The sequence below is a fragment of the Pseudomonas sp. BW7P1 genome, from assembly GCF_024981055.1.
Classification (GTDB): domain Bacteria; phylum Pseudomonadota; class Gammaproteobacteria; order Pseudomonadales; family Pseudomonadaceae; genus Aquipseudomonas; species Aquipseudomonas bananamidigenes.
On sequence record NZ_CP103374.1, the window covers coordinates 2204610 to 2226521 of the forward strand.

A 21912-nucleotide genomic window follows, 5' to 3' on the forward strand; every position below is an offset into this window, starting at 1 on the left:
ATGAATGCTGATGACTCCTTGAAACTCGCTCGCCGGTTTATCGGGTTGCCGCTGGAAAAGCGCCAGATGTTCCTCGCCGCCCTGCAACGCGAAGGCGTGGATTTTTCAAGGTTTCCGATTCCGGCCGGGGTCGAGGCCGAGGATCGGCAGGCGCTGTCCTACGCGCAGCAGCGCATGTGGTTTCTCTGGCATCTCGATCCGCACAGCGGTGCCTACAACCTGCCGGCGGCGGTGCGCCTGACCGGCCGCCTGAACCAGACCGCGCTGGAGCAAGCCTTCGCCAGCCTGATCGAGCGACACGAAACCCTGCGCACGGTGTTCCGGCAGCAGCCCGACGACAGCCTGCTGCAAGTGCCGCTGCAACAGCCGCTGGACATCCAGCGCATCGACCTCGGCGATTTGCCTGGCGCCGAACGTGAAACCCGCGTGGCCGCCGCCGCGCAGGAACAATCGCTGCTGCCGTTCGACCTGGCCAACGGCCCGCTGCTGCGGGTGCGCCTGTTGCAGCTGGGCGAGCAGGAACATGTGTTGCTGCTGACCCTGCATCACATCGTGTCCGATGGCTGGTCGATGAACGTGCTGATCGACGAGTTCTGCCGTTTCTATGACGCCCACGATCAGGGCCGTGCTGCCGACCTGCCGCCGCTGGCGGTGCAATACAGCGACTACGCCCTGTGGCAGCGCCGCTGGCTGGAGGCGGGTGAGCAACAGCGTCAACTCGACTACTGGCTGGCGCAGATGGGCGACGAACATCCGGTGCTGGAGTTGCCGGTGGATCACCCGCGTCCGGTGCTGCCGAGCCATCAGGGCCGGCGTCTGGAAAGCGTGGTGGACGCTGCGCTGGTCGAGCAATTGCGCGGCATCGCCCGCCAGCACGGGGTGACGCTGTTCATGCTATTGCTCGCCACCTTCAATATTTTGCTGCACCGTTACACCGGGCAGAGCGACCTGCGCGTCGGCGTGCCGATCGCCAACCGCAACCGCCGGGAAATCGAAGGGCTGATCGGCTTCTTCGTCAACACTCAGGTCCTGCGCGTGCAACTGCACGGCCAGACCGCCTTCGCCGATCTGCTGCGTGACCTCAAGGAAACCGCCCTCGGCGCCCAGGCCCATCAGGACCTGCCGTTCGAACGACTGGTCGAGGCACTGAAACTGGAACGCAGCCTCAGCTACAACCCGCTGTTCCAGGTGATGTACAACCACCAGCCGGAAGTCGCCGATGTCACCACGCTCAAGGTTGGCAGCGGTCTGGAGCTGGGCGTCATCGAATGGGAAAGCCGCAGCACCCAGTTCGACCTGAGCCTGGACACCTACGAGAAGGGCGGGCAGCTGCACGCGGCGTTCACCTACGCCACGGATCTGTTCGAGCCTGCAACCATCGAGCGCATGGCGCGCCACTGGACGAACCTGCTGCGCAGCATCGCCAGCGATCCGCAGCAGCGTGTCGGTGACCTCGCGCTGTTGGAATCGACCGAACTTACACAACTGACCAAGGATTGGGGGCGCCACGACGCGCAATGGCCGAGTGAGCGCCCGGTGCATCAACTGTTTGAAACCCAGGCCGAACAGACACCGGATGCCGTCGCGCTGATGTTCGATGGCCAGCGACTGACCTACCGCCAGCTCAATGCCAGGGCCAATCGTCTGGCGCGCACGCTGCTGGCGCAAGGCGTCGGCCCGGAGGTGCTGGTGGGCGTGGCGGTGGATCGCGGACTGGAGCTGATCGTCGCGATTCTCGCCGTGCTCAAGGCCGGTGGCGCTTACGTGCCGCTGGATCCGCAATACCCGCGTGATCGCCTGCTGGGCATGATCGAAGACAGCGGCAGCCGCTTGCTGCTGACCCAAAGCCATTTGCTCGAGCGTTTGCCGGTGCCGCAGGGCGTCCTGAGCCTGTGCCTGGATCAACCTGAAGTCTGGAAAAGCACTGACGAAAGCAATCCTCACCGCGCCGTGTGGGCCGACAACCTGGCCTACGTGATGTTCACCTCCGGCTCCACCGGTCGCCCGAAAGGCGTCGGCATCAGCCACGGTGCCCTGAGCAGACACGCGTTCGCCTCGCAGCATTACTACGGCCTGAGCGCCGCCGATTGTGCGCTGCAATTCGCGACCTTCAACTTCGATGCCTTCGGCGAGCAACTGTTCGGCCCGCTGACCTGCGGCGCCTCGGTGGTACTGCGCGGCAATGAGGTGTGGGACAGCGAAACCCTGTACCGGAACATTGTCGAGCACGGCATCACGGTCATGGACCTGACCACCGCTTACTGGAACATGATCGCCAAGGAGTTCGCCGCCGCCGGTCCCCGTGACTACGCGGCGCTGCGCCAGGTGCACAGCGGTGGTGAAGCGATGCCGCCGGAAGGCGTACAAGCCTGGCGTAAGGCCGGTCTTGAGCACGTCAGATTGCTCAACACCTACGGACCGACCGAAGCCACGGTCACCGCCACCACCCTCGATTGCAGCGACTACGTCTTCGGTCGCCAGCCGTTGCCGCTGACAATGCCGATCGGTCAGCCGCTGCCGGGTCGTCATACGTATCTGCTGGACGCCGACGGTCAGCCAACCCCGGTCGGTGTGGTCGGCGAGTTGCTGATCGGCGGTGAGTTGCTGGCGCGTGGTTATTTCCAGCGAGCCGACCTGACCGCTGAACGCTTTATTCCCGATCCGTTTTCCGGCACGGGTGCACGGCTGTACCGCACCGGCGACCTGGCGCGTTACAACGTCCATGGCCAGATCGAATACGTCGGTCGAGTCGACCATCAAGTGAAGATCCGAGGCTTCCGTATCGAACTCGGCGAGGTCGAAGCGCGCCTGCTGGAACTGGACGATGTCAGCGAAGCCGTGGTGCTGGCGGTGCAGGGTGGCAGCAGCCTGCAGCTGGTGGCTTATGTGGTGCCGAAAGACGCGTCCGTGGTCGTCGCAGACGCCGATGAACAGGGCGCGGCGCGGGAAGCGATCAAGGCGCAGCTCAAGGACAGCCTGCCGGACTACATGATCCCGACGCAGCTGCTGTTCCTTGCCGAATTGCCCCTGAGCCCCAACGGCAAACTGGACCGCAAGGCCTTGCCGGCGCCGGACGCCAGCCAGATGCAGCAGACGTTCGTCGCACCGCGCAGCGAGCTGGAACAGACAATCGCCAACATCTGGCAGGACGTGCTCAAGCTCGAACAGGTCGGCCTTACCGACAACTTTTTCGAGCTGGGAGGTGACTCGATCATCTCGATTCAGGTGGTCAGCCGCTCGCGTCAGGCCGGGATTCATTTCAGCCCCCGCGACCTGTTCCAGCACCAGACCGTGCAAGGCCTGGCCAGCGTGGCGCGGCAGGGCAGCGGCGACGTGAGCATCGATCAGGGCCCGGTGACCGGCGAGTTGCCGTTGCTGCCCATCCAGCAAGTGTTCTTCGAGGATGAAATTCCCCAACGCCAGCACTGGAACCAGGCGGTGCTGTTGCGTAGCCACCAGACCCTGAATGCAGAAGCTCTGCTGCAAGCGCTGAACGCGTTGGTCGCCCATCACGATGGCCTGCGGTCGCGTTTTGTCGAAAACGCCGAAGGTTGGCGTGCCGAGGTAGCACCGGTGGCGCACGACCCGGAGCTGTTGTGGACTGCCGACAGCCTCCCCGATGCCGATGTGCAAGCGCTGTACGCCAAAGCCCAGCAAAGCCTGAACCTGCAAGACGGCCCGTTGCTGCGTGCCGTGTTGGCAACCGTTGCCGATGGCAGCCAGCGCCTGTTGCTCGCGGTGCATCACCTGGTGGTGGACGGTGTTTCGTGGCGCATTCTGCTGGAGGACCTGCAGCTGGCTTATCAACAGGCTGCACAAGGTTCTGTCATCAAGCTGCCGCCGAAAACCAGCGCCTACAAAGCCTGGGGTGAGCGTCTGCAAGCCTGGGCCGCGACCGAAGCCGTGCGGGCTGAGCTGGGCTTCTGGCAACGACAGCTCGACGGCGCCGCACTGGAGCTGCCCTGCGACAACCCGCAAGGCAGTCGGCAAAGCCGTCATGCCCTCGTGCTGCACAGCCGCCTCGACAAGGCCTTCACCCGGCAGTTGCTGCAACAGGCCCCGGCGGCGTATCGCACTCAGGTCAACGATCTGCTTCTGACCGCGCTGGCGCGGGTCATCAGCCGCTGGACCGGCCACGCCGACACCCTGATCCAGCTGGAAGGCCACGGCCGCGAAGACCTGTTCGATGATGTCGACCTGACCCGCACCGTCGGCTGGTTCACCAGCCTGTTCCCGGTGCGCCTGACACCGGCGGATTCCTTTGCGGCGGCGATCAAGCAGATCAAGGAACAACTGCGCGCCATTCCGAACAAGGGCATCGGTTTCGGCGTGCTGCGCCATCTCGGTGACGCCGCCACCCAGGCCAGCCTCCAGGCCCTGGCGATGCCGCGCATCACCTTCAACTATCTGGGCCAGTTCGACGGCAGCTTCGATGCCGAGGACGGCGCGTTGTTCAGCCCGGCCGGTGAAAGCGCCGGGCTGGAGCAGAGCCCCGATGCGCCGCTGGATAACTGGCTGGGCGTCGAAGGTCAGGTCTATGACGGCGAACTCGACCTGCGCTGGACCTTCAGCCGCGAGCAATTCAACGAGGCGACCATTGCCCGGCTGGCCGAGGATTACCAGCGTGAACTGCAAGCGTTGATCCGCCATTGCTGCGAGGCGGATTCGATGGGCGTGACGCCGTCGGACTTCCCGCTGGCGCACATCGATCAGTCGCAACTGGACGCGATCCCGGTGCCGGCCGCCCATATCGAAGACCTCTATCCGTTGTCGCCGATGCAACAGGGCATGTTGTTCCACACCTTGTACGAGCAGGGCACCGGCACCTACATCAACCAGCTGTGCGTAGATGTCGACGGCCTTGATCCCGAGCGTTTCCGCGCGGCGTGGCAAGCGACCATGGACGCCCACGACATCCTGCGCAGCGGTTTCATCTGGCAGGGCCAATTGCAGGAACAACTGCAAATCATCCATCGCCAACTGACGTTGCCGTACACGCTGCTCGACTGGCGCGAGCGCAGCGACATCGCTCAGGCCCTCAAGAATTTCACCGCTGCCGATCTGGCCGAAGGGTTCGACCTGACCCGGCCCGGGCTGCTGCGGGTGACCCTGATTCGCATCGACGACAACCGCCATCACCTGATCTTCACCAACCACCACATCCTGATGGACGGCTGGAGCAGCGCGCAGATGCTTGGCGAAGTCCTGCAACGTTATGCCGGGCAGCAACCGCCGCGTCCGGTCAGCCGTTTTTCCGATTACATCCAGTGGCTGCAACGCCAGGACGCCGCCGTCAGCGAAGCGTTCTGGCTGCAACAACTGGCGGATTTCCACGAGCCTGCGATGCTGGCGCAGGCCGCTGCCGGCGGGGGTGAGGTGCGCAGCGAAGTCGGTCACCGGCTCAAGCATTACGAGCTCGATGCACCGCGCACCGCTCGTTTGAACGCCTTCGCCCGTGAACAGAAAGTCACCGTCAACACCTTGGTGCAAGCCGCGTGGCTGCTGCTGTTGCAGCGTTACACCGGCAGCGCCTGCGTGGCGTTCGGCACCACCGTGGCCGGGCGTCCGGCGGAACTGGTGGGCATCGAGCAACAGGTCGGCCTGTTCATCAACACCTTGCCGGTGATCGCCGGCAGTCGTCCCGATCAGACCGTGGCCGCGTGGCTGGCAGCCGTACAGGCGCAGAACCTGTCGCTGCGCGAGTTCGAGCACACACCGCTGGCGAACATCCAGCGCTGGGCCGGGCAGGGCGGCGAGTCGTTGTTCGACACGCTGCTGGTGTTCGAAAACTTCCCGATTTCCGAAGCGCTGCAACACGGCACCGCCCAGGGCGTGGTATTCGGCGAAGTGACCAACCAGGATCAGACCCACTATCCGCTGACCCTCGGCGTGACGCTGGGTGAAACCCTCGCGCTGCACATGAGCTTCGACCAGACGCATTTCAGCGTCGCCACTGTCGAGCGCCTGAGCGCACAGCTGCTGCACCTGCTGGAACAATTTGCCGAGTCCGCCGGACGTCGTCTCGGTGAAATCGCCCTGGCCACTGCCGACGAACAGGCGCGGCAGCAGGCGCAAAACCATCCGCAGGCGTATCCGGTCGATATCCTGGTACACCAGCGCTACGCCCGATTGGCGGTGCAGCAACCGGATCGCACGGCGGTCATTTTCGATGGCAGGCATTACAGCTACGGTGAACTGGATGCGCGGGCCAACCGTTTGGCCCATGAACTGGTGGCCCGTGGCGTGCGCGCCGAAGTGCGGGTCGGCGTGGCGATGCCGCGTGGTGAAGGTCTGATCGTTGCCTTGCTCGCGGTGCTCAAGGCCGGCGGCGCCTATGTGCCGCTGGATACGAGCTACCCGCGCGAGCGTCTGGCGTACCTGATGCAGGATGGCGGTCTGTCACTGTTGCTGACCGACTCCCGTGTGTCGGCGCAACTGCCGCTCGACGACGCCATGAGCGTGCTGGAGCTCGATCGCCTCGACCTCAGCGGCCATTCGGCACAGGCGCCGGTGGTGGCGCTGGATCCGGACAATCTGGCCTACGTGATCTACACCTCCGGTTCCACCGGCAATCCGAAAGGCGTCAGCGTCACCCACGGGCCGCTGGCGATGCACTGCCAGGCCATCGGCGAGCGCTACGAAATGCGCGACAGCGATTGCGAGTTCCATTTCATGTCGTTCGCCTTCGACGGCGCCCATGAGCGCTGGCTGACCAGCCTGACCCACGGCGGCTCGCTGCTGATCCGCGACGACAGCCTGTGGACCCCGGAGCAGACCTATAACGCGATGATCGAACACGGCGTGACCGTGGCCGCGTTCCCGCCGGTGTACCTGCAACAGCTGGCCGAACACGCCGAGCGCACGGGCAATCCGCCGCCGGTGCGCATCTACTGCTTCGGCGGCGATGCGGTGCCGAGCGCCAGTTTCGAACGGGTCAAACGTGCGCTCAACCCGGAATACATCATCAACGGTTACGGCCCGACCGAAACCGTGGTCACACCGCTGATCTGGAAGGCCGGTCGCGAAGTGCCGTGCGGCGCCGCCTATGCGCCGATCGGCAGCCGCATCGGCGACCGCAGCGCCTACGTGCTCGACGCCGATCTGAACCTGCTGCCCCAAGGCATGGCCGGCGAGCTGTACCTCGGTGGCAGCGGCGTGGCCCGGGGGTATCTGAACCGTCCGGCGATGACCGCCGAGCGCTTTGTCGCGGATCCGTTCAGCACGACCGGTGGTGTGCTGTACCGCACCGGCGACCTGGTGCGCCAGCGCGCCGACGGCACCTTCGACTATCTCGAACGTATCGACAATCAGGTGAAGATCCGGGGTTTCCGTATCGAACTGGGCGAGATCGAAGCTCGTCTGCAAGCCCTCGATGGCGTGCGCGAAGCGGTGGTCGTGGCGCAGGAAAGCGCCGGCAGCAAACGACTGGTGGCGTACGTGGTCGGCGACTCGCAACAGGCGGATTTCGCCGAGCAATTGCGGGCGCAACTCAAGGCCACATTGCCGGCGCACATGGTGCCGGCCTACGTGCTGACCCTCGAGCGCATGCCGCTGACACCGAACGGCAAACTTGATCGCAAAAACCTGCCGAAGCCTGACGTCAGTCAGTTGCAGCAAACCTACGTGGCACCGCAAAGCGCACTGGAGCAGCAACTGGCAACGATCTGGCAGGACGTGCTGAAGCTGGAGCGCGTCGGTCTGACCGACAACTTCTTCGAGTTGGGCGGCGATTCGATCATCTCGATCCAGGTAGTCAGCCGTGCCCGTCAGGCCGGATTGCGCTTCACCCCCAAAGACCTGTTCCAGCACCAGACCATTCAGGCGCTGGCCAATGTGGTGCAGACCGGCGAGCCGGTGCAGCCGATCGATCAGCAACCGGTGACCGGTGAAACCGCGTTGTTGCCGATTCATCAGTGGTTCTTCGCGCAGCCGATTCCTGACCGTCATCACTGGAACCAGTCGGTGATGCTCAAGACCACTCAAGCGTTGGATGCGGCTGTTCTTGAGCAGGCGCTGGATGCCGTGGTGGCGCATCACGACAGCTTGCGCCTGGCGTTTGTCGAGCGGGCCCGGGGCTGGACGGTGCAGTACCGCGATATCGAAAACCAGGCAGGCGAAACCGTACTGTGGCAGGTGGACGTCGCCGATCCGGCGGCCCTCGAAGTCCTCGGCAACAAGGCCCAGCGCAGCCTGCAACTGAGCGACGGTTCGCTGATCCGCGCGGTGCTGGCGAACCTGGCCGATGGCAGCCAGCGTCTGCTGCTGGTGGTTCATCACCTGGTGGTGGATGGCGTGTCGTGGCGGATTCTGTTCGAAGACTTGCAAGGCGCTTACCGGCAGATTCAGTCGGGCGCAGCCGTGCAACTGCCGGCCAGGACCAGTGCGGTGAAAGCCTGGGCCGAAGCCTTGCAGGGCTACGCCGGCAGTGCGCCGTTGCAAGCCGAGCTGGGCTACTGGCAACAGCAACTGCAAGGCACATCGAATGCATTGCCGTGCGACAACCCGCAGGGTGGTCAGCAGCATTGCCAGGCCATGGCGATCCGCACGCCGCTGGACAAAACCCTGACCCGCCAGCTGTTGCAGGAAGCCCCGGCGGCCTACCGCACTCAGGTCAACGACCTGTTGCTGACCGCATTGGCCCGGGTGATGGTGCGCTGGACCGGCGACGATCATGTGCTGGTGCAACTGGAAGGGCACGGTCGCGAAGACTTGTTTGATCACGTCGATCTGACCCGCACCGTGGGCTGGTTCACCAGCCTGTTCCCGGCAAAGCTGACCCCGGTCGCTGACCTCGGCACCTCGCTGAAGCAGATCAAGGAACAACTGCGGGCGATCCCGAACAAAGGCATCGGCTTCGGCGCTCTCGCGCACCTGGGTGACGACCACGCCCGGGCCACTCTGCAAGCGCTGCCGACGCCGCGCCTGACGTTCAATTATCTGGGCCAGTTCGACGGCAGTTTCGAGGCGGGCGACGCCGCGCTGTTCGTGCCGACCAGCGAGTCCGGTGGCGAAGAAGTGAATATGCAGGGTCCGCTGGGCAGCCCGCTGGCCCTCGACGGCAAGGTGTTCAACGGCGAGCTGGACCTGAGCTGGACTTTCAGCCGCGAGATGTTCGAGCCGGCGACTATCCAGCGTCTGGCCGACGACTATCTGCAAGAACTGACCGCGCTGATCGCCCATTGCTGTGACCGCGCCAACCGTGGCGTGACCCCGTCGGACTTCCCGCTGGCGAGCCTGACCCAGGCCCAGCTCGACGTGCTGGCGCCGCAACCGCAGGCCATCGATGACATCTACCCGCTGTCGCCGATGCAGCAGGGCATGCTGTTCCACACTCTGCTCGAACACGGCAACGGCGACTACATCAACCAGATGCGCCTGGATGTCGATGGCGTCGACCCGCAGCGTTTCCGCGCCGCGTGGCAAGCGGCGGTGGATGCCCACGACATCCTGCGTACCGGATTCGTCTGGCAGGGTGATCTGGAGCAACCGCTGCAAGTGGTGCAGCGTCAGCTCGACGTGCCGTTCCGCGTACTCGACTGGAGCGGCCAGTCCGACCTCGATGCCGCGCTGAAAAAACTCGCCGATGACGAACGTGCGCAAGGCCTGGACCTGACCCGCGCACCGTTGCTGCGGCTGGTGCTGGTGCGCGTCGCCGAAAACCGGCACCACCTGATCTACACCAACCATCACATCCTGATGGACGGCTGGAGCAGTGCGCAGTTGCTCGGCGAAGTGTTGCAGCACTACAGCGGCGAAGCGGTGCCGTGTCCGACCGGGCGTTACCGCGATTACATTGCCTGGCTGCAGCGTCAGGATGCCGCCACCGCCGAAGCCTTCTGGCTGGCGGCGCTGGGCAACCTGCAGGAGCCGACCCGTCTGGCCGATGCCATTGCGCGGCCGAATGCCGGTCTGCCGAGCGTCGGTTACGGTGATCATTTCCAGGTACTCGATGCCGGTCTGACCCAGCGTCTGGGTGAGTTCGCCCGGGCCTCGAAAGTCACCGTCAACACCCTGGTGCAAGCTGCCTGGCTGCTGCTGTTGCAACGCTACACCGGCAAGGATTGCGTGGCGTTCGGCGCCACTGTCGCCGGGCGTCCGGCGGATCTGCCGGGGGCCGAGCAGCAGGTCGGTCTGTTCATCAACACCTTGCCGGTGATCGCCGCGCCGCAAGCGCAGCAGAGCCTGGCCAGCTGGCTGCAGGCCGTGCAGGCGCAGAACCTGGCGCTGCGCGAGTTCGAACACACGCCGCTGGCACAGATCCAGCGCTGGGCCGGGCAGGGCGGTGACGCGTTGTTCGACAGCCTGATGGTGTTCGAGAACTACCCGATCGCCGAAGCGCTGGAGCAAGGCGCACCGCAAGGCCTGCGATTCGGCCCTGTGGAAAATCACGAGCAGACCAACTACCCGTTGACCCTGCTGGTGCATCTGGGGGCCGAATTGTCGGTGCACTTCAGCTATCAGCGCGACCGTTTTGCCGACGTCAGCGTGGCGCAACTGGGCGAGCACTTGCAGCGTTTGCTTGAGCAAATGACCGAGGCGGGCGAGCGCTCGCTCAGCGAGTTGCATCTGCTCGAAACGGCTGCGGTTCACAGCGATTTCGTCACCGATCTGTGCATCCACCAGAGCATCGCCCGTCAGGTCGCCGCGACTCCGGATGCGCTGGCCGTCACCTTCGCCGACACGCAACTGACCTACGCCGAACTGGATGTGCGGGCCAACCGTCTCGCGCACAAGCTGATCGAACTCGGCGTCGGCCCGGAAGTGCGGGTGGGCGTGGCGTTACCACGTTCCGAGCAGTTGCTGATTGCCTTGCTGGCGGTGCTCAAGGCCGGTGGCGCCTACGTGCCACTGGACCCGGACTACCCGGCCGACCGCGTGGCGCACATGCTCGAAGACAGCCGTGCGCGAGTGCTGCTGACGGAGCAGGAACTGGCTGCCACGTTGAGCGTGCCGTCCGACACGCAAGTGTTGTTGCTGGATCAAGTTGAACTCCACGGCTATCCGGTTCAGACACCGCAAACCGCAGTGACCCCGGACAACCTCGCCTACGTGATCTACACCTCCGGCTCCACCGGCAAGCCGAAAGGCGTGGCGATCGCCCATCGCAACGTCATGGCGCTGATCGACTGGTCGGCCAAGGTCTACCGCCGCGATGACATCCAGGGCGTGCTGGCCTCGACCTCGGTGTGCTTCGACCTGTCGGTGTGGGAGCTGTTTGTGACCCTGGCCAACGGCGGCTCGCTGATCATCGCCCGTAACGCGCTGGAACTGCCGCAACTGCCGGCGCGGGATCAGGTGCGCCTGATCAACACCGTGCCGTCGGCGATCAACGCGCTGCAACGGGCCGGGCAGATTCCGCCAGGCGTGCGGATCATCAACCTGGCGGGCGAGCCGCTCAAGCAAGGGCTGGTGGATGTGCTCTATCAGCAGCCGAACATCGAGCATGTCTACGACCTGTACGGCCCGTCGGAAGACACCACTTACTCGACCTGGACCCGCCGCACCGCCGGTGGTCAGGCGCGAATCGGTCGAGCCCTGGATCACTCCGCCAGCCACTTGCTCGATGCCGATCTGCAAGCGGTGCCGCAGGGTGTGTCGGCCGAACTGTATCTGTCCGGCGCCGGCGTCACACGTGGTTATCTGGGCAAAGCGGCGATGACCGCCGAGAAGTTCGTGCCCAATCCGTTCGCCCGCAACGGCGAGCGTCTCTACCGCACCGGCGACCTGATCCGTCAGCGCGAGGACGGCGAACTGGAGTACATGGGACGGATCGACCATCAGGTGAAAATCCGTGGTTTCCGTATCGAACTGGGCGAAATCGAAGCACGCCTGCTGGCGCAACCGGGCATCAGCGAGGCGGCCGTGCTGGCGGTCGAGGCCGACGGCGGCGCGCAATTGGTGGCCTACGTGGTCGCTGCACAACTGGACGTGTACGACGGTGAAGCGCAGCGACAACGGCGCGACGGACTAAAGACTGGCCTCAAGTCTTCGTTACCTGACTACATGATTCCCGCGCACCTGCTGTTCCTCGAGCAGTTGCCCCTGACGCCCAACGGCAAGCTCGACCGCAAGGCGCTGCCGGCGGTGGATGCCAGCCAGATGCAGGCCGCGTATGTCGCGCCGCAATCGGAGCTTGAGCAACAGGTCGCGGCAATCTGGCAGCAAGTGCTCACCGTGGAACGCATCGGTCTGAACGACCATTTCTTCGAACTCGGCGGGCACTCGCTGCTGGCGGTCAATGTCGTGTCGCGCATCGCCCTTGAACTGGGCCTGACGCTGACGCCGCAACTGCTATTCCAGCACCCCGTCCTGGGCGACTTTGTCGCTCGGCTCGATACAGGAGGCGGGGCAATCAACGAACAGAAACTGAACAAGCTGGAAGCCCTGCTTGACGATATGGAGGAGTTCTGATGGACACGAGTGTTGCTTTGAGGATTGCCAAGCGCTTTATCACTCTGCCGCTGGACAAACGTAAGCTCTACCTGGAAAAGATGCTCGAAGAGGGCGTCTCGCCGGCCAACCTGCCGATTCCGGAAACTCGCTCAAGCTTCGAGGCGATCCCGCTGTCCTACGCCCAGGAACGCCAGTTGTTCCTGTGGCAGATGGACCCGCACAGCACCGCGTATCACATCCCCAGCGCCCTGCGCTTGAAGGGCACGCTGGATGTCGCGGCGCTGGAACGCAGTTTCAACGCGGTGGTTGCCCGCCACGAAAGCCTGCGCACCACGTTTGTCGAGCAGGGTGAAACCTTCTGCCAGCAGGTTCACGAGCAGATGCCGCTGAGCATCACCGTCGAGACGCAGGCGTCCGGTGAAGATGTCGACGCCGCGATCAAGGCTTTCGTCGAACAGGAAACCGCACGACCCTTCAACCTGCAGCAGGGCCCGCTGTTGCGGGTGTCGTTGCTCAAGGTCGGTGAGGACGATCATGTGCTGGCGCTGATCCAGCACCACATCATCTCCGATGGCTGGTCGATGCAAGTGCTGGTCGGCGAGCTGATCAAGCATTACGCCGCCGACACCAGCGGCCAGTCCCTGAACCTGCCGCCGCTTGAGGTGCAGTACGCCGACTACGCGATCTGGCAGCGTCACTGGCTGGAGGCCGGCGAGCGTGAACGGCAGCTGAAATACTGGATCGACACCCTCGGCGGCGAACAGCCGGTGCTGGAGTTGCCGATCGATCATCCGCGCCCGGCGGTGCAGAGTTTCCGGGGCGCACGCCTCGATCTGAACCTGCCGACCGCGTTGGGTGATGCCCTCAAGCAACTGGCCCAGCGCGAAGGCGCCAGCCTGTTCATGGTGCTGCTGGCATCGTTCCAGGCCTTGCTGCATCGCTACAGCGGCCAGTCGCAGATCCGCGTCGGCGTGCCGACTGCCAACCGCAACCGGGTGGAAACCGAAGGTCTGATCGGCTTCTTCGTCAACACTCAGGTCTTGAGCGCGGACGTCCACGGACAACTGCCTTTCAATCAATTGCTGGCCCAGGTCAAGCAGTCGGCGGTGGCTGCCCAGGCCCATCAGGACCTGCCGTTCGAGCAACTGATCGAAGCCCTGCAACCGGAACGCAGCCTGAGCCACAGCCCGGTGTTCCAGGTGATGTACAACCACCAGGCGGTCAACGACCAGACCCGGCGCCAGAGTCAGGTGCAACTGCCGCAACTGAGTGTCGAGGACATCGTCTGGGAGGGCCGCACCGCGCAGTTCGACCTCACGCTGGGCACCTACGAGTCCAGCGACGGCGTGGCGGCGGAGCTGACTTACGCCACCGACCTGTTCAAGCCGCAAACCATCGAACGCCTGGCGCGTCACTGGTTGAACCTGTTGCACGGCATTGTCGCCGCGCCGCACCAGCGCGTCGGCGAACTGCCGCTGCTGGAAACCACCGAACATCAAGTGTTGTTGCAGGACTGGAAACGCGTGGTCGATCACGCTGCGCCGGCCCCGTGCGTGCAGCAACGCATTGCTTTGCAGGCCGAGCGAACCCCTGAAGCCACCGCGCTGATCGTTGGCGAGGCTGTGCTGACTTACGGCCAGTTGAACGCCCGCGCCAACCAACTCGCGCACAAATTGATCGAGCTGGGCGTCGGCCCGGATCGGCTGGTGGGCATCGCGGTCGAGCGCAGCGTCGAAATGATCGTCGGCCTGCTGGCGATCCTCAAGGCCGGCGGTGCTTATGTACCGCTGGACCCGGCCTACCCGGAAGATCGTCTGGCCTACATGATCGAGGACAGCGGCCTCGCGCTGCTGCTGACCCAGTCGCACTTGCAGATGCAACTGCCGATCCCGGCGGGTCTGGCCACGGTATTGCTGGATCAACCGCAGGACTGGCTGGCGGCGTACCCGACCGCAGCGCCTGAGGTGGCCGTGACCGGCGAGCATCTGGCCTACACGATTTACACCTCCGGCTCTACCGGCAAGCCCAAGGGCGTCATGGTGCGCCACGCCGCCCTGAGCAACTTCGTCGCGAGCATGGTCGGGCAACCGGGCATCGCTGCGGCGGATCGCATGCTGTCGCTGACCACGTTCTCCTTCGATATTTTCGGCCTGGAAATCTACGGTCCGCTGCTGGCCGGCACCGCTGTGGTGCTGACCGGCAAGGACGTGCATCAGGACCCGCAAGCGGTGCTCGAACTGATCCACCGCCACGGCGTGACGATGCTGCAAGCCACGCCTTCGACCTGGCGCATGCTGCTGGACAACGAACACGCCGCGATTCTCGATGGCCGCACCTTCCTCTGCGGCGGTGAAGCGCTGCCCCAGGAGCTGGCGCAACGCATGCTGGCGCGTTCGCCGCAGGTCTGGAACCTCTACGGTCCGACCGAAACCACCATCTGGTCGGCATTGCATCCGCTGAGCCCGGACAACAGTCGTCCGTTCCTCGGCAAACCGATCGACAACACGGCGTTGTATATCCTCGGCAGTGATCTGGAACTCAATCCGCCCGGCGCGCCGGGCGAGCTGCTGATCGGTGGCGATGGTCTGGCGCGGGGTTATTTCCAGCGTCCTGCGCTGACCGCCGAACGCTTCGTGCCGGACCCGTTCTCGACCACCGGCGAGCGTCTGTATCGCACCGGTGACCTGACCCGTTACCGCGCCGAGGGCGTGATCGAATACATCGGACGGATCGACCACCAGGTGAAAATCCGGGGGTTCCGCATCGAGCTGGGGGAAATCGAAGCGCGCCTGCTGGCGCTCGACAGCGTGCGCGAAACGGTGGTGGTCGCTCAGGATGGCCCGACCGGCCCGCAACTGGTGGGCTATGTGGTGCCGGCGTCCGGAGAAGCGCTGGACGCCGATGGCGAAGCCGCGTTGCGCGCCGCGCTCAAGACCAGCCTCAAGGCTGAACTGCCGGAGTACATGGTGCCGGCGCACGTGCTGTTCCTCGCGCAACTGCCGCTGACCCCCAACGGCAAGGTCGACCGCAAGGCCTTGCCGGCGCCGGACGCCAACCAGATGCAATCGGCCTACATCGCGCCGCAGACCGCCACCCAGCACACCGTCGCCGAGATCTGGCAGGCGGTGCTGAAACTGGAACAGGTAGGGCTGAGTGACCATTTCTTCGAGCTGGGCGGCCATTCGCTGCTGGTGACCCAGGTCGTCTCGCGAGTGCGTCAGGCGCTCAATGTGCAAGTGCCGCTGCGCACTTTGTTCGAACACAGCACCCTGGCAGACTTCGTCGCCGCCCTCGGGGTCGAGCAGGCGCAGCAGGAGCCGCCGATCGTCGCGCTGCCGCGTCTGCAGCCGCTGACGCTGTCCTACGCTCAGGAACGCCAGTGGTTCCTCTGGCAACTGGAACCGACCAGCACCGCCTACCACGTGCCGGCGGCGCTGCGTCTGCGCGGTGAGCTGGACCTGCCGGCGTTGCAGCGCAGCTTCGATGCACTGATCGCCCGCCATGAATCCCTGCGCACCTGCTTTGTGCAGGAGCAGGGCCAGACCCTGCAAGTGATCCAGGCGCAGGCTTCGCTGGAGATTGCTGTTGAAAGCCTCGACAGCGAGCTGGATGAGTCCGCGTTGCAAGCGTTGGTCGCCGAAGAAACCCTGCATCTGTTCGACCTGCAGAAAGGCCCGCTGCTGCGGGTCAAACTGCTGCGCCTGGCCGCCGATGACCACGCACTGATCATCACCTTGCACCACATCGTCTCCGACGGCTGGTCGATGGGCATCATGGTCAACGAACTGGTGGCGCTGTATGCCGCGTACAGCGAAGGCAAGACTGCGCAATTGCCGGCGTTGCCGGTGCAGTACGCCGACTACGCCGTATGGCAACGCCAGTGGATGGACGCCGGTGAGCGCGAGCGCCAACTGAGCTACTGGACCGCGCAACTGGGCGACGGCGATCAGCCGTTGCTGGAACTGCCGACCGACCGTCCGCGTCCGCCGGAGCAAAGCTACCGGGGCGCACGTCAGGACATCCCGCTGAGCGCGCAACTGGTCGCCGGCCTGAAACAGGTCGCGCAACAGGAAAACGTCACCCTGTTCGCGCTGCTGCTGGCGTCGTTCCAGACCCTGCTGCATCGCTACAGCGGTCAGACCGACATTCGCGTCGGCGTGCCGGTGGCCAACCGCAACCGGGTCGAGACCGAAGGCCTGATCGGCTTTTTCGTCAACACCCAGGTGCTGAAGGCCGAGTTCGACAGTCAGCAGACCTTCCGCAGCCTGCTGCAGCAGGTGAAGCACACTGTGCTCGGCGCCCAGGCCCATCAGGACCTGCCATTCGAGCAACTGGTCGATGCGTTGCAACCGGAGCGCAGCCTCAGCCACAGCCCGCTGTTCCAGGTGTTGCACAACCACCAGAGTCAGGCCCGTCGGGCACAAGGCGCGACGCGTCTGCCGAAGGTCGAGATCGAAGGCCTGAGCTGGGTGTCGCACACCGCGCAGTTCGACCTGACCCTTGATACCTTCGAATCGACGGACAACGTCTGGGCCGAACTGACCTACGCCACCGACCTGTTCGACGCGGACACCATGGAGCGTCTGGCGCAGCACTGGACGAATCTGCTGCACGGCATCATCGCGGACTGTGGTCAGCGCATCGCCGAGCTGCCGCTGCATGACGCCGCCGAACGTCAGGCCACGCTGCTGCAATGGAACCCGACCGTCACCGATTTCCCGAGCGAAGCGTGCCTGCCTCAACTGATCGAGGCGCAGGCCGCGCGTGCGCCGCAAGCAATCGCCGTGACTTATGGTGAGCAGACCCTGAGCTACGGCGAGCTCAACAGCCGCGCCAACCAGTTGGCTCACAAGCTGATTGCCAGCGGTGTCGGGCCGGACGTGCGCGTCGGCCTGGCGGTGGAGCGCAGTCTGGAAATGCTCGTCGGCCTGCTGGCGATTCTCAAGGCCGGTGGCGCCTACGTGCCGCTTGATCCGAGCTACCCGGAAGAACGTCTGGCCTACATGATCGGCGACAGCGGCATCGGCCTGCTGCTGACCCAGAGTCATCTGTTAGGTCGTCTGCCGGTGCCGGACACCGTGCGCAGCCTGATGCTCGATCAGGATCGCGATGGTCTGGAAAGCTACAGCGACGCCAATCCGCAAGTGAACATGAGCCCGGACAACCTGGCTTACGTGATCTACACCTCCGGCTCCACCGGTCAGCCGAAGGGCACCTTGCTGGCTCACCGCAACGTGCTGCGCCTGTTCGAAGCCACCGATGCCTGGTTCGACTTCGGCCCGCAGGACGTATGGAGCCTGTTCCATTCCTATGCGTTCGACTTCTCGGTCTGGGAGATCTTCGGGGCGCTGCTGTACGGCGGCAAACTGGTGGTGGTGCCTTACGAGATCAGCCGTTCGCCGGAAGATTTCTACGGCTTGCTGTGCCGTGAAGGCGTCACCGTCCTCAATCAGACGCCATCGGCATTCAAGCAACTGATGCAAGTGGCGTGCGCTCCGGAACACACGGCGGTGCAACCGTGCCTGCGTTACGTGGTGTTCGGCGGCGAAGCGCTGGAGGTGAAGAGCCTGCGCCCATGGTTCGAGCGCTTCGGCGATCAGGCCCCGCAACTGATCAACATGTACGGCATCACTGAAACCACGGTCCACGTGACCTACCGGCCGATCTCCTTCGCCGACTTGCAACGCGATGCCAGCAGCCCGATCGGCGAGCCGATTCCGGACTTGTCCTGGTACTTGCTCGATGGCGACCTGAACCCGGTGGCCAAGGGTTGCATCGGCGAGCTGTACGTCGGTCGCGCCGGTCTGGCTCGCGGTTACCTGAACCGCCCGGATCTGACCACGTTGCGCTTCATTCCCGATCCGTTTGCCGCCGATGGCGGGCGTCTGTACCGCACCGGTGACCTGGCGCGTTATCGCGCCGACGGCGTGATCGAATACATCGGGCGGATCGACCATCAGGTGAAGATTCGCGGCTTTCGCATCGAACTCGGTGAGATCGAAGCGCAGTTGCTGGAACAAACCGCCGTGCGTCAGGCCGTGGTGCTGGCGCAACCGGGCCTCAGTGGTCAGCAACTGGTGGCGTACCTGGTGCCGAGTGATGTTGCATTGCTCGACGCCGACGCTGCCGAACAGGGTCAATGGCGCGACAGCGTGCGGGCCGCGCTCAAGGAAAACCTGCCGGACCACATGATCCCGGCGCACTTGCTGCTGCTCGAACAATTGCCGCTGACCGCCAACGGCAAACTCAATCGCAGTGCCTTGCCATCCCCGGACGCCAGCCAGGCGCAGCAGGCCTATCAGGCCCCGCAAAGCGAACTGGAACAGCGCCTGGCCGAGATCTGGCAGGACGTGCTGAAGCTGCCGCAAGTCGGTCTGCACGACAACTTCTTCGAGCTGGGCGGCGATTCGATCATCTCGATCCAGGTGGTCAGCCGCGCCCGTCAGGCCGGCATCCGTCTGAACCCCAAAGACCTGTTCCAGCACCAGACCGTGCAGCGTCTGGCGCTGGTCGCGCAGACCGGTGACAGCGAATCGACCGTCGATCAGCAAGCGGTCACCGGCCCGGCGTTGCTGTTGCCGATCCAGCAGCAGTTCTTCGAGGATGACATTCCCGAGCGCCACCACTGGAACCAGTCGGTGCTGCTCAAACCACGCCAATCGCTGTCGGCCGAACAGGTCGAGCAGGCGTTGCGTGCTCTGGTCATCCATCACGATGCCTTGCGTCTGAGCTTCCGTCAGCAGGGCAGCGGCTGGCAGGCCGAACACCTGCCGGTCGATGCGTTGCCGCAAAGCCTGCTCTGGCAGGAAAGCATTGCCGACATCGCGGATCTCGAAGCCTTGGGCAACCGCGCCCAGCGCAGCCTCGACCTGCAAAACGGCCCGTTGTTGCGGGCGGTGCTGGCGAATCTGGCCGATGGCAGCCAACGCCTGTTGCTGGTGATCCATCACCTGGCGGTGGACGGCGTGTCATGGCGGATTCTGCTGGAAGACTTGCAAACCGCTTATCAGCAAGCCCTCAGCGGTCAGGCCCCGAGCCTGCCGGCCAAGACCAGCGCCTTCAAGGACTGGAGCGAACACTTGCAGCGCTACGCCAACGGCCCGGCGTTGCAGGAAGAACTGGCGTACTGGCAGGCCTGCCTGAGCGACGTCAGCACCGATCTGCCGTGCAAACGCAGCGATGCCGGCCAGCAAAACCGGCTGGCGCAAACCGTGCAGACCCGCCTCGGCGCGGAACTGACCCGGCAGTTGCTGCAAGAAGCCCCGGCGGCCTATCGCACTCAGGTCAACGACCTGCTGTTGACCGCGCTGGCCCGGGTGATCGGGCGCTGGAGCGGGCAGCCGTCGACGCTGATTCAACTGGAAGGCCATGGTCGCGAAGAGCTGTTCGACGGTGTCGACCTGACCCGTACCGTGGGCTGGTTCACCAGCCTGTTCCCGGTGCGCCTGACCCCGGCCGAGGGCGCGGGGGAGTCGATCAAACAGATCAAGGAGCAATTGCGCTCGATCCCGAACAAAGGCATCGGTTTCGGGGCGTTGCGTCACTTCGGTAACGCCGACGCGCAAAACAGCCTGAAGGCGTTGCCGATTCCGCGCATCACCTTCAACTACCTTGGCCAGTTCGACGGCAGTTTCGAAGCCGATGACGGCGCGCTGTTCGCGCCGGCGCCGGACAATGCCGGCCTGGAGCAGAGCCCGGATGCACCGCTGGGTAACTGGCTGACCCTCAACGGTCAGGTGTATGGCGGTGAACTGAGCGTTGGCTGGACCTTCAGTGAAGAACGTTTCGACCGCGCCACCATTGAGGCCCTGGCCCGCGACTACGCCGATGAGCTGGCCGCGCTGATCGCCCACTGCCTGACGCCGGGCGTGGAAGGCCTGACCCCGTCGGACTTCCCGCTGGCCGGCCTGACCCAGGCACAACTCGACAGTCTGCCGCTACCGGCTCCGCAGATTGCCGATATCTATCCGCTGTCGGCAATGCAGCAGGGCATGCTGTTCCACAGCCTGTACGAACAGGCAACCGGCGATTACATCAACCAGGTTCGCCTCGACGTCGAAGGTCTCGACCCGCAGCGCTTCCGGCAGGCCTGGCAAGCGGCGGTGGATAACCATGACATCCTGCGTACCAGTTTTGTCTGGCAAGGCCAGGTGGCGCGTCCGGTGCAGGTGGTGCACAAGCAACTGGAGATGCCGTTCAGCGTGCTCGACTGGCGTGATCGCAGTGCCGATCCGGCAGCCCTGGATCAGTTGGCCGCGAGCGAGCAGGCGCAAGGTTTCGATCTGAGTCACGGCCCGCTGCTGCGCATGGTCGTGGTGCGTCTGGACGAGCGGCGTTGTCACCTGATTTACACCAACCACCACATCCTGATGGACGGCTGGAGCAACTCGCAGCTGCTCGGTGAAGTCCTCCAGCGTTATGCCGGTGAAACCCTGCCGGCGCCCGCCGGGCGTTATCGCGACTACATCGAATGGTTGCAACGTCAGGACGCCAGCGTCAGCGAACACTACTGGACCGCGCAACTGGCCAACCTGCAGGAGCCGACCCGCCTGGCCCAGGCGATTCAGGCCCAGCGCAGCGACGAGTCGCGTGAAGGTCATGGTGAGCGCTACGTGTTCATCGATGCCGATCAGACCCGACGTCTGGGCGAGTTCGCCCGGCAGCAGAAGGTCACCCTCAACACCTTGCTTCAGGCCGCATGGCTGCTGCTGTTGCAGCGCCTGACCGGGCAGGACAGCGTGGCGTTCGGCGCCACCGTGGCCGGGCGTCCGACCGAACTCAAGGGCGTCGAGCAGCAGATCGGCCTGTTCATCAACACCTTGCCGGTGATCGCCAGCCCGCGTTCGGACGACAGCGTCGGCCAGTGGTTGCAACGTGTACAGGCGCAGAACATCGGTCTGCGCGAGCACGAACACACGCCGTTGTTCGATATTCAGCGCTGGGCCGGGCAGAGCGGTGAAGCCCTGTTCGACAACATTCTGGTGTTCGAAAACTATCCCGTGTCCCAGGCCCTGGAGCAGGGCGCACCGCAGGAGTTGCGTTTCGGTGGCATCGACAACCACGAGCAGACCAACTATCCGCTGACGCTGGCGGTGAATGTCAGCGATGAGCTGTCGCTGCACTACAGCTACCAGCGCGGACACTTCACCGATTCGGTGATCGAGCAATTGAGCGCGCAACTGCACAACCTGTTGCAGCAGATGGTGCAGTCGGGCGAGGCCTTGCTCGGCACGCTGGACCTGCTCGACAGCGCCGACCGCCGTTTGATGGTCGAGCAGTGGAACGCCACTGGCATCGACTATCCACTGGAGCAGGGCGTACACACCCTGATCGAAGCCCAGGCCCTGCGCACCCCGGACGCACCGGCGCTGGTGTTCGCCGGCCAGACCCTGAGCTACGCACAGCTCAATGCCCGCGCCAACCAGTTGGCCCATGGCTTGATCGCCCGTGGGGTCGGCCCGGATGTGCTGGTCGGTATTGCGGTCGAGCGCAGCCTGGAAATGGTCATCGGTCTGCTGG

General features: G+C 64.4%; 2 protein-coding genes (1 of these 2 cut by a window edge). Both read left to right on the forward strand.

From position 1 onward, the window contains the following. The gene (locus NWV16_RS10040; protein WP_260522888.1) at positions 1-12411 is read left to right on the forward strand and encodes a non-ribosomal peptide synthetase; all 12411 of its coding nucleotides are present in this window, start codon (positions 1-3) and stop codon (positions 12409-12411) included. Beyond that, positions 12411-21912, forward strand: partial view of a non-ribosomal peptide synthase/polyketide synthase gene (locus NWV16_RS10045; protein WP_260522889.1) — the 5' portion only. Its footprint extends 5555 nt past the window's final position; only the first 9502 of its 15057 coding nucleotides appear in the window; it begins with the start codon at positions 12411-12413; its stop codon lies beyond the right edge, outside the window. Before NWV16_RS10040 ends, NWV16_RS10045 begins: the two co-directional genes overlap by 1 nt.

Excerpts from the sequence above, each read along its gene's own strand:
- NWV16_RS10040 (WP_260522888.1), top strand. The coding sequence starts at position 1 with ATGAATGCTGATGACTCCTTGAAACTCGCTCGCCGGTTTATCGGGTTG.